At 68.4% G+C, this 11,232-nt stretch carries 6 protein-coding genes and 1 pseudogene; 4 read left to right on the forward strand and 3 right to left on the reverse strand.

The annotated features are described in order from the left end of the window. Nucleotide 1: 1 nt before the first annotated feature. Nucleotides 2-931 carry a TauD/TfdA family dioxygenase gene (locus tag U4Y91_RS32850; RefSeq protein ID WP_321808558.1) on the reverse strand — a complete coding sequence of 310 codons (930 nt, stop codon included), beginning with the start codon at nt 929-931 and terminating at the stop codon, nt 2-4. 365 nt (nt 932-1,296) lie between these two features. On the opposite strand from U4Y91_RS32850, the gene U4Y91_RS32855 reads away from it, so the two are divergent. Continuing rightward, complete coding sequence (locus tag U4Y91_RS32855) at nt 1,297-3,486, forward strand: ATP-binding protein (protein WP_321808559.1); 2,190 nt, start codon at nt 1,297-1,299, stop codon at nt 3,484-3,486. A 75-nt stretch (nt 3,487-3,561) separates the two neighbouring features. Here U4Y91_RS32855 and U4Y91_RS32860 read toward each other — a convergent pair whose 3' ends face one another. Beyond that, a complete protein-coding gene (locus U4Y91_RS32860) occupies nt 3,562-4,272 on the reverse strand; it encodes an MgtC/SapB family protein (RefSeq protein ID WP_321808560.1) in 711 nt (236 codons plus the stop codon). 391 nt (nt 4,273-4,663) lie between these two features. Further along, nucleotides 4,664-4,892 (reverse strand): annotated as a pseudogene (locus tag U4Y91_RS32865) (potassium transporter TrkA); the annotation flags it as partial. Nucleotides 4,893-5,454: 562 nt separating this feature from the next. On the opposite strand from U4Y91_RS32865, the gene U4Y91_RS32870 reads away from it, so the two are divergent. The 3 genes from U4Y91_RS32870 to U4Y91_RS32880 all read left to right on the forward strand — a co-directional run. Continuing rightward, on the forward strand, nt 5,455-7,647 hold the full coding sequence (locus U4Y91_RS32870) for a type I secretion system permease/ATPase (protein ID WP_321808561.1): 2,193 nt from the start codon (nt 5,455-5,457) through the stop codon (nt 7,645-7,647). After that, entirely contained in the window at nt 7,631-9,055 is a 1,425-nt protein-coding gene (locus U4Y91_RS32875) for an HlyD family type I secretion periplasmic adaptor subunit (protein ID WP_321808562.1), read from the forward strand. Before U4Y91_RS32870 ends, U4Y91_RS32875 begins: the two co-directional genes overlap by 17 nt. A gap of 93 nt (nt 9,056-9,148) precedes the next feature. After that, a partial coding sequence (locus U4Y91_RS32880) for a beta strand repeat-containing protein (protein WP_321808563.1) occupies nt 9,149-11,232 on the forward strand: 2,084 nt, incomplete at its 3' end.

Here is an 11,232-nt window from a genome sequence, read left to right on the forward strand (position 1 = left end):
CTCAGAACGGCGCGTCACCTTCGATCGTCGTGCGGTACAGCTTGCGGCGCAGATGGTCGGGCGTGCCGGCCGCGAGATGCATCAACGAGCGGTTGTCCCAGAACACGAGGTCGTGCTCGCGCCAGTGGTGCCGATACAGATGCTCCGCACGCACGCTGTGCGCGAACAGTTCGTCGAGCAGCGCGCGGCTTTCGTCTTCGGGCAGATCGACGATGCGCGTCGTGAAATGCTCGCTGACGAACAGCGCCTTGCGGCCCGTTTCAGGATGCGTGCGCACGACCGGATGCACCACCGCTTCGACCTGCGCGATCTGCTCGGCCGACAGGTTCGGCCGCCACGGGCTGCGCGCCTGCAGCTCCGCATAGCGGGCGAGATACGTGTGCTCGGCACGCCGCCCTTCGACCGCGCGGCGCAGGTGCGCGGGCAGCGTGTCCCACGCGAGATGCATGTTCGCGAACAGCGTGTCGCCGCCCTCGGCCGGCAGCTCCTGCGCATGCAGCAGCGAGCCGAGGCTCGGCTTTTCCTTGTACGACAGGTCGGAATGCCAGAAATGACCGGCGTCGCCGAGCCCGATCGGCTTGCCGTTCTCGACGATGTTCGACACGATCAGCACTTCCGGATGCGCGGGCAGCGCGAACTGGTGCAGCACGTGGATCTGCAGCGGACCGAAGCGGCGGCTGAACGCGATGTGTTCGGCCGGCGTGATGCGCTGGTCGCGAAACACCAGCACGTGATGGTCGAGATGCGCGCGATGGATGCGCGCGAAATCGGCGGCGCCGAGCGGTTGCGACAGGTCGATGCCGACGACTTCGGCGCCGAGCGGCGCATCGAACGGGACGATGTCGAATCGCTGCGTGCCGGCCTCCGGCGGCAAGGCAGGCCGATGGCCGGCGGGCGTCGATGCTGCGGCGCGGATGGCGGGAGTCGTCACGATACAGCCCTTGATTCGGTAAAGATGCGAATCTACGAGCGCGCGCCGGACTGCGTCAACGAAGCGATTCGGATACGTTTATCTGCTGCAGCGATAAGGATCGCTGCTCGGACGGCGGGGCCGGCGGGCGGGCATTCGTCACCTGACGCGCGTGGTTTCTGCAGTATTTACACATGCAGCGCCGTCCGGCATCGCCCGCGCGAGCCGTGCCCGTGCCGCGGCGTCGCAGGGCATGGGCGCGGGTTCGGCACGCAGTTTGCTCGCGCCGGCACGGATATAGCCGCGGCACGGAATTGCCGGCCGCCAACGGCATTGCCTGGTCGTGAGCGATGAAAACTGTCCCTCCCCTGCTGGAATCGGCACCGATGCGGGCCGATCACGTCGTCCAGTTCTACGCGTCCGACGCGCAGCTCATGTCGGAAGTCGCCGTGTTCGCGGCCGACGCGCTGCGCGCCGGCGGCAGCGCGATCGTGATCGCGCGGCCCGACTGCCTCGCGGCAGTGCACGAACGCCTGCACACGCTCGGCGCGTCGGCCGGCGGCGCGGCCCGCGGCCGCATCTTCATGTCGAGCGCGCACGCGCTGCTCGACAGCTTCATGGATGGCGACCTGCCCGACCCCGCGCGCTTTCGCCGCTCGATCGGCACGATCGTCGAAGCGGCGGTCCGCGCCGGCCGGCCCGTGCATGCGTTCGGCGAAATGGTCGCGCTGCTGTGCGCGCGCAACCGCTACGCCGCGGCGCTGCGGGTGGAAGCGCTATGGAACGAGCTGATCGAGCGATACCGCTTCTCGCTCTACTGCGGCTATCCGCACGATGCGTTTCCGGGCGCCGAGCAGTCGGAGACGTTCCGCCACGTATGCGCGCTGCACCGCCGCATCCTGCCCGCCGCATCGCTGCGCGACGACGAAAGCGGGTTGCACCTGACGCTGGCGCTGTCGCAGCAGCGCTCGCGCGCGCTGAGCGACGAGATCCGCCGCCGCGAGGACGCCGAACAGCAACGCAACGGCGTCCTGATGCACGCGCCGTTGCCGATCGCGCTGCTGTCGGGCCCCGCGCACCGGATCGTGCTCGCGAATCACCGCTTCTCGGCCTTATGCGGCCGGACCGACATCGTCGACCAGCCGCTGACGGCGGTGCTGCCCGGCGGCGATGCGCCCGAGATCGTGCGCGCGCTGGAAGCCGCCCGCGCGCAGGGCTGCTCGACGACGATCGGCGAGCACCGCGACCGGCCCGAGCCGGACGGCGCCCGCGTGTACCGGCTGCATTTCAATCCGCAGCCGCTCGCGGACGGGCTGGGCGTGATCGTCAGTGCGGTCGAGGTGACCGAGCACGTCGCCGCGCGCGAGAAGCTCGTCGCCGCGAACGCGGAGCGCGACCGGCTGCTCGGCGAGCTGCGCGACGCGAATCAGGCCAAGGACCAGTTTCTCGCGGTGCTCGGCCATGAGCTGCGCAATCCGCTGACGCCGATCTCGCTCGCGCTGGAGCTGATCCGCAACCGCGACGGCCACGCGACGCCGAACGAGATCGCGATCATCCAGCGCCAGCTCGATCACATGGTCCGGCTGATCGACGACCTGCTCGACGTGTCGCGCATCACGCGCGGCAAGATCACGCTGAAGAAGGAAGCCGTGCGGCTCGCCGACATCGTCGACCGCGCGGTCGAGATCGCGAGCCCGCTGTTCGAGCAGCGCCGCCACCGCCTGCAGGTCGACGCCGATCCGGACGCGCGCTGCCACGGCGACCCGGTGCGGCTGTCGCAGGCCGTCGCGAACCTGCTGACCAACGCGGCGAAATACACGCTGCCGGGCGGCGACATCACGCTGCGCGCGGCGCGCGGCGCGGACGACACCGCGATCGTCGAGGTGTGCGACAACGGCGCCGGCATTCCGCGCGATCGCCTCGACAGCATCTTCGAGCCGTTCTACCGGCTCGACGGCGAGGCGAAACAGGCGCATGGCGGCCTCGGCATCGGCCTGGCGCTCGTGCGCAGCCTCGTGACGCTGCACGGCGGCACGGTGCGCGCGGACAGCGCCGGCCCCGGCTGCGGCAGCACGTTTACGATCACGCTGCCCGAATACCGGCCGAAAACGGTGGCGGTCACCGTGCCGCAGCCGCCGCCCGGTATCCGTGACCTGGCGCCTGGCCGCATCGGCCGGCGCGTGATGCTGGTCGACGACAATGAGGATGCCGCGTCGACGCTCGCGCAATGGCTGCGCGAAGCCGGTCACGAGGTCGCCGTCGTGCACGACCCGGTCACCGCACTGGCCGCGTACCGCGCCTACCGTCCCGACGTCGCGATCCTCGACATCGGGTTGCCGGTGATGGACGGCTACGAGCTGCTGCGGCGGCTGAAGGCGATCAACGAGGTCACGCCGTGCATCTTTCTCGCGCTGACCGGCTATGGCCGCAACGCGGATCGCGAACGCTGTCTCGCGACCGGGTTTCTGCAGCATTTCGTGAAACCGGTCGACCCGGCCGCGCTCCATCTCGCGATGAGCCGGCCGGGGACGAACGGCGACGCGCACGACGGCGACGGCGCGGAAGCCGGACGTTGAACGCTGCCGAATCCTGAATGCTGAATGCGGCATGAGGCACGCAACCCGCCGACGTTCTGGCAAGCGCCGTGCAGCTCAGTTCTCCGCGGAACAGCGGATCGATGTCAGGCCGGCCGATTCGACGATCCGGATCAGTTGAAGCAGCATCGCATCGGCGTTGGCCGGTTCGCGCCACTGCACGAGCAGTTCCTCCTCGCGCAACGCACGCGCGGCCGTTTCGCGAAAACCGCGCGTGCGGCACGCGAAGCCCGCATTGCGCAGCCCGGTCGTCAGGCGCTCGCGCGCCGTCGAGCCGAGTTCGTACTCGACCGTGACCAGCGCAGTCCTGACGCTGCGCACGCGCTGCTCGACGAACCGCAGCGGCCACACGACTAGGAGCCCCAGCACGAGCCCGAGCGCGCCGAGCGACAGCTGGCCGCCGCCGATGCACAGTCCGACGACCGTGACGAACCACAGCGTCGCGGCCGTGGTCACGCCGGATACGAGGCCGTCGCGATGCAGGATCGCGCCGCCGCCGATGAAGCCCATCCCGGTCAGGATGCCGAGCGGCAGGCGCATCGGGTCGAGCACCGAGAACGCGCCCTGCGGCTTGCCGGCCTGCAGCAGCAGCGCATTGACCTGCAGCATCGCCAGGCACGCGGCGAGACAGACGAAGATCGTCGTGCGCAGCCCTGCCGTCTTGCCGGATTCACTGCGATCGAGGCCGATCAGCCCGCCCGCGACGAGCGCCAGGACGATCCTGACGAGGACCGCATCCCACTGAAGTACGACCGGCATCGGCTCCATGCGCGCCTCCCTGCAAATCTTCTTGCGTGATGCGTCGCGGCGTGGCCGCGGGCGACGCTTGCGGGGCGCAAGGTTCAGGCCCGGCTCGCGCGCCTGTCGCCGTGTCGCCGCACGCACGGTCGGCGCCCTGACCGCTCATTCGAGCCCGACGGGGCAATAGCCGTTCGATCCGGTGCACCGCATGGTTCGAAATCCGCTGCCCGAAACCCGCCCCCATGGCAAGCGCGCGACACCACCCCGTCGCCCCGCTTGCCCCGCACACAGCGTCACCCTTACGGGGTCTTCGTACCTTTCGTGCAAATTCTGGCGCTTTGGTTCGGGAATGCCTTTCTGATCAACCGTTTGCAGAATTAGGTTTTGAAAAGATGTCGCAGGGGCGCGAAGCCTTGCGAGATAAGGGGCTGCGGCGACTGACCTCCAGAACTTGCATGAAAGGTACGAATACCCCGAGGAACGCGAGCGCGCAGGAACACGACGAGGGCGAGGCGGAACAGCAGCGTGCGATGCGGCGACGTCGCGGGGCGCGTGAACAGCGTGCGCGCGCGCGGCGCCTGCCACGGATTGCGGGCGCGCCGCAGGCGAGAGCGCAACGACCGGCGCTGGGCGGATGGCGAAGCCAACGGGCAATCTCCTGATGGATAAGGGGTCGATTCTACGATGGGCGGGCGCGCCTGCAGCAAGCCTGCCGGCCCCCGGCCTTACCCACGTTGCATCGGCGATACGTCGCGACACCCCGGACGTTTCAGCGCTGAAACATTTCTCGAGGCCGGGCCCAGCGCCCCGCTTGCGCCACGGCGACGGTTCGCCACCGCCCTGCTGCCCTGCCATCTTGATCCGCGCACGAGAGCGTGAGCGCCGCCGCGCATCGCGCCGCGCACGTCCGCAACGCCACGCGCATTCATTCGTATCAGATCCGAAACAAAATCGCCATTCGCGCCGGCCGGCCGGCTCGCGCAAGCACGCACCGCCATGCTGCGCCCGCCCACCACCCCATCTGGCCCGCTACTTGCTATTGCTCCGACGTAAGGCAGTAGTCGACAAGCAGTCGCACCAAGCGACGGACATCGAACGAACAACATCGGGGTAGCGCATGAGCAAGACAAAGCGCTTGACGGCGGGGATATCCGCGCCGGGGGGACTGCCGCACCAGTCCGACCGCCACCTGCGTGGCGGCGTACTGTAATGCACGCCGCCACGACGGAAGCCGCGGCGGGCGCGGCAGGCGCGCGTGCATGGGAGCTGCCCCACGGATCGGGCATCGAGGACGATCCGCTGCTGGGCTGCCTGCTCGTGCTGACGCGGCTGTTCGACCGGCCCGTGGGCGCCGACGCGCTCGTGGCCGGCCTGCCGCTGGCCGGCCAGCGCCTGACGCCGGCGCTGTTCATCCGGGCAGCGGCGCGCGCGGGCCTTTCCGCCAAACTGGCCCGGCGCGCGCTCGACGACATCCCGGACGCGGTCTTGCCCGTCGTGCTGCTGCTGAACGACGGGCAGGCATGCGTGCTGGTTCGCAGAAACGCGTCCGGCACCGTGCAGGTGATCCTTCCCGAAACCGGCTGCGGCGAGGCAGCGCTCGCCCCGGCCGAGCTCGCGCAACGCCATGCCGGCCTCGTGCTGTTCGCGCGCCCCGCCCACCGGTTCGACGCGCGCGACGCGGAAAGCGCCGTGCCGCGCCCGCGCAACTGGTTCTGGGGCGTGGTCGCGCAGTCGTGGCCGATCTACGCGGAAGTGATGCTCGCGTCGATGCTGGTCAACCTGTTTGCGCTGGCCATGCCGCTGTTCACGATGAACGTCTACGACCGGGTCGTGCCGAACCACGCGCTCGAGACGTTGTGGGCGCTGGCGGCGGGCATCGTGCTCGTGATCGTGTTCGACGTGGTGATGCGCACGTTGCGCGGCTATTTCATCGACATGGCCGGCAAGAAGATCGACGTGATCCTGTCCGCCAACCTGTTCGAAAAAGTGCTCGGCATCCGGATGGCCGCGCGCCCGCCGTCGGTCGGCGGATTCGCGTCGCAGATCCAGGAATTCGAAGCGGTGCGCGATTTCCTCACGTCGGCCACCGCGGCGGCGCTGATCGACCTGCCGTTTTCGGTGGTGTTCATCGCGGCGATGTTCTGGGTCGGCGGCGGGCTCGGCTGGCTGCCGCTGATGGCGCTGCCGCTCGTGATCGGCGCGGGCGTTGCCGTGCAGGGGCCGCTCGCGCGGGCCGTGCAGGCCAGCCAGCGCCACGCGAGCCAACGGCAGGCGCTGCTGATCGAAACGCTGGTCGGCCTCGAAACGATCAAGGTCAACGGCGCGGAAGGGCCGATGCAGGCCCGCTGGGAGCAGTTGCTGGGCGAAATCGCGCGGCTCGGGCTCACGTCGCGCCTGCTGTCGGGATGCGCGGTCAATTTCGCGATGTTCTCCCAACAGGCGGCCTATCTCGCCGTAGTCCTGTGCGGCGTCTATATGATTGGCGACGACCGCCTCACGACCGGCGGCCTGATCGCCTGCACGACCCTGACGGGCCGCGCGCTGGCGCCGATGGGCCAGGTGGCGTCGCTGCTGACCCGCTACCACCAGTCCCGCAGCGCGCTGGGGTCGATCAGCGGCGTGATGAACCTGCCCGGCGAGCGCCCGGCCGACCAGCGCTTCGTGCACCGGCCGGCGCTGCGCGGCGAGATCGAATTCCGGAACGTCGGCTTCGCGTACCCGGGCCAGAGCGGCACGTCGCTCGACGGCGTGTCGTTCCGCATCGCCGCGGGCGAGCGCGTCGGCATCATCGGACGCGTCGGCTCGGGCAAGACCACGATCGAAAAACTCATCCTGGGGCTCTATCCGCCCGCTTCCGGCAACGTGCTGATCGACGGCGTCGACCTGCGCCAGTACGATCCCGCCGCGCTGCGGCGCGGGATCGGCCACGTGCCGCAGGACGTGATGCTGTTCAACGGCACCGTGCGGGACAACATCGTGCTGGGCGCGCCCGGCGTGGACGACGACGCCGTGCTGCGCGCCGCGCAGGTCGCCGGGGTCGCCGACTTCGTCAACCGCTTGCCGAACGGCTTCGATCTCGCCGTCGGCGAGCGCGGCGAAGCGTTGTCCGGCGGACAGCGTCAAGCGGTCGCGATCGCCCGCGCGATGTTGCTGTCGCCGCAGGTGCTGTTGCTCGACGAGCCCAGCAGCGCGATGGACAACCGGTCCGAGGAACTGTTCAAGGCGCGGCTCGCGGCCCGCCTCGAGGGCCGCACGCTGCTGCTCGTCACGCATCGCCCGTCGCTGCTCACGCTCGTCGACCGCCTGATCGTGATGGATCAGGGCCGCGTCGTCGCCGACGGCCCGAAGGACCAGGTCCTGGCCGCGCTTGCAGGGAGGACGCTCCATGTCGCTGCTGGCTGAACCCGACGGCGCGGATACGCCGACGATGAACCGCGCCGCGGCGCTCAAGGCGCTGGCCGCACGGATCGGCGCGGCCCTCAGGCCGCGCGCCGACGATACGGCGTTCATGCGCGAACGCTGCGCTGCGGCAATGGAAGGGCCGCGCTATTTCAGCCACTGGATACTCTGGGCGACGCTCACCTTCGTCGTCGTCGCCCTCGCCTGGTCCGCGTTCGCCGAAGTGGACGAAGTGACCGTCGGCGAAGGCAAGGTGATCCCGTCCAGCCGGGTGCAGGTGGTGCAGAACCTCGAGGGCGGCATCGTCTCCGAGATCATGGTGCGCGTGGGACAGGTCGTGCAGAAAGGCCAGCCGCTGATGCGCATCGACGATACGCGCTTCACGTCGTCGTACAAGGAGGGACAGGCGAAGGATGCCGCGCTGCTTGCCCGGATCGCGCGCCTCACCGCCGAGGCGAACGGCGCCGCGTTCGTCGCACCCGATCGGCTGGCGCAGACGAGCCCCGGCCTGCTGGACGAGGAGCGCTCGCTGTTCGCATCGCGCCAGCGCGAATTGCAGGCCAATCTGGACGTGCTCAGGCAACAGGCCGAACAGCATCGCCAGGAGCTCGCGGAGAAACGTTCGCGCCAGGCGCAGCTGCAGCATAGCTATGGCCTCGTCGCGAAGGAGCTGGCGCTGACGAGCCCGCTCGTGCAGAAAGGCGCGGTATCCGATGTCGAAGTCCTGCGGCTCGAACGGCAGGCCAACGACATGAAAGGCGACCTCGACGCGACGCGGCTGGCGATGCCGCGGCTGGAAGCCGCCTATCGCGAAGCGCGCCAGAAGATCGACGAAACGACCGCGCACTTCCGCGCCGACGCGATGAAGGAGCTGAACCAGGCGCGCGCCGAACAGTCCGCGCTGAGCGCGGCCAATGTGGCGCTCGAGGATCGCGTCACGCGCACGCTGGTGCGGGCGCCGCTGAAGGGCATGGTCAAGCAGATCAAGATCAACACCGTCGGCGGCGTGATCCAGCCGGGGATGGACCTGCTGGAGATCGTGCCGCTGGACGACACGCTGCTGATCGAAGCGCGCGTGCGGCCCGCGGACATCGCGTTCCTGCATCCGGGGCAGGACGCGACGGTCAAGCTCTCCGCGTACGACTTTTCCATCTACGGCGGCTTTCCGGCCGTCGTCGAGGACATCAGCGCCGACACGATCGTGCCCGACCGCCCCGGCGAGAAACCCGACAGCTACTACCGCGTGCTGGTGCGCACGCGGCAGAACAAGCCGAGCGGCCGCAGCCAGCCGGTCGCGATCGTGCCGGGCATGATCGCGACGGTCGACATCCGGACCGGCCGCCGGACCGTATTGCATTACCTGCTCAAGCCCGTCATCAAGACCAAGGACATGGCGTTGCGCGAGCGCTGACACGACGACCGATTTGCAGATCCGCGGGCGAGCGCCGCATGGGGCTGCGGAATGCCTGCGTCAATACACCTGAGACAGGACGGGGAGCACGACATGGCGACGACTTCGAACGGCACCGCGGTATCCATCAGCAATACACCTCAGGCGACAAACGACGTGTTTACGTCGGCGCAGACCGGGCTCACCGACAATACGCTCACCACCGTCTACCTGAACGTGATGGCGAACGATCTCGGTGGAGCGGCCAAGACGCTCTACTCGCTCGACTCCGGCACCGAAGTGACCGTCGCGCTCGAGCAGACCGCGCTGCTGACCCAGGATACGGCGAGAGCCGAAGCCGTGAGCACGGATTACAGCGCGCACGGCGCGCACATCTGGATCACGTCGGACGGCAAGGTCGGATACGACGCGAGCCACCTCGACGCGTCATGGCTGTCGAACAGTTTCAATACGCTCGGCTACGCGCAGGACAGCTTCACGTACGCGATCCGGTTGGGCAACGGCACGCTGAGCTGGGCGACCGCCTATGTCGACATTGCGCCGCCCGCCCCTGTCGTCGCGCTGGCGCACGACACGGGCAGTTCGGCCACCGACAACATCACGTCGGACTGCACGCTTTCGGTCGGCGGAGTCGCACACGGCGCGACCATTCAGTACAGCACCGACAACGGCGCGCACTGGAACACGAGCTTCAGCGCGGTCGAGGGAACGAACACCGTGCTGGTCCGGCAGATCGATGTCGCCGGCAATGCGTCGGCGGCGGCGTCCTGCTGTTTCACGCTCGATACGGCCGCGGCTGTGGCGCCTGGCGTGGCGTTGGCGGTCGATTCGGGGAGCAGTGGCGTCGATCACGTCACGAATGTCGGTACGCTGAATGTGACCGGGGTTCAGAGTGGCGCGACCGTGCAGTACAGCGTCGATGGCGGTGCGCATTGGGGCACCAGCTTCGGTGCGATCGAGGGCACGAACAACGTGCAGGTGCGGCAGGTTGACGTTGCAGGCAATGCGTCGGCGGCGACGTCGTTCAGTTTCACGCTCGATACGTCGGCTGCTGCGCCGGGTGTCGCGCTGGCGGTCGATTCGGGCAGCAGTGCCGTCGATCATGTCACCAAGGTCGGTACGCTGAACGTGACCGGGGTCGAGAGCGGCGCCACCGTGCAGTACAGCGTGGATGGCGGCGCGCACTGGAGCACCAGCTTCAGCGCCGTCGAAGGTATGAACAACGTGCAGGTTCGGCAGGTTGACGTCGCCGGCAATGCGTCGGCGGCGACGTCATTCAGCTTCACGCTCGACACGTCGGCTGCCGCGCCGGGTGTCGCGCTGGCGGTCGATTCGGGCAGCAGTGCTGTTGATCACGTCACCAACGTCGGCACATTGAACCTGACCGGTGTCGAAACCGGCGCGACCGTGCAGTACAGCGTCGATGGCGGTGCGCACTGGAGCACCAGTTTCAGCGCCGTCGCAGGATTGAACAACGTGCAGGTCCGGCAGATCGACGTCGCGGGCAATACGTCGGCGGCGACCTCGTTCAGTTTTACGCTCGATACGTCGGCTGCTGCGCCGGGCGTTGCGCTCGCCACCGACTCGGGCAGCAATACCGTTGATCACGTTACTAATGTCGGTACATTGAACCTCACCGGCATCGAAACCGGCGCCACCGTGCAATACAGCGTCGATAACGGTGCACACTGGAGCACCAGCTTCGGTGCCCTGGAAGGCACGAACAACGTCCAGATCCGGCAGATCGACGTCGCGGGCAATGCGTCGGCGGCAACCTCGTTCAGTTTTACGCTCGATACGTCAGCTGCCGCGCCCGGTGTCGCCCTGACCACCGACTCCGGCAGCAGCGCATCCGATCACATCACCAACGTCGGCACGTTGAACCTGACCGGTGTCGAAACCGGCGCGACCGTCGAATACTCGACCGACGGCGGTCATACCTGGAGCACCAGCTTCAGCGCGGTCGAAGGCGTGAACGACGTGCAGGTCCGGCAAACCGACATCGCCGGCAACACGTCCAACCCGACCTCGTTCAGCTTCACGCTCGATACGTCGGCCGCCGCACCGGGCGTGGCGCTCGCCACCGATTCGGGCAGCAGCGCGTCCGACCACGTCACCAACGTCGGCACGCTGAACCTGACCGGTGTCGAGACCGGCGCCACTGTCGAATACTCGAC

The sequence above is a fragment of the Burkholderia sp. BCC1993 genome, assembly GCF_905339865.1.
Lineage (GTDB): Bacteria > Pseudomonadota > Gammaproteobacteria > Burkholderiales > Burkholderiaceae > Burkholderia.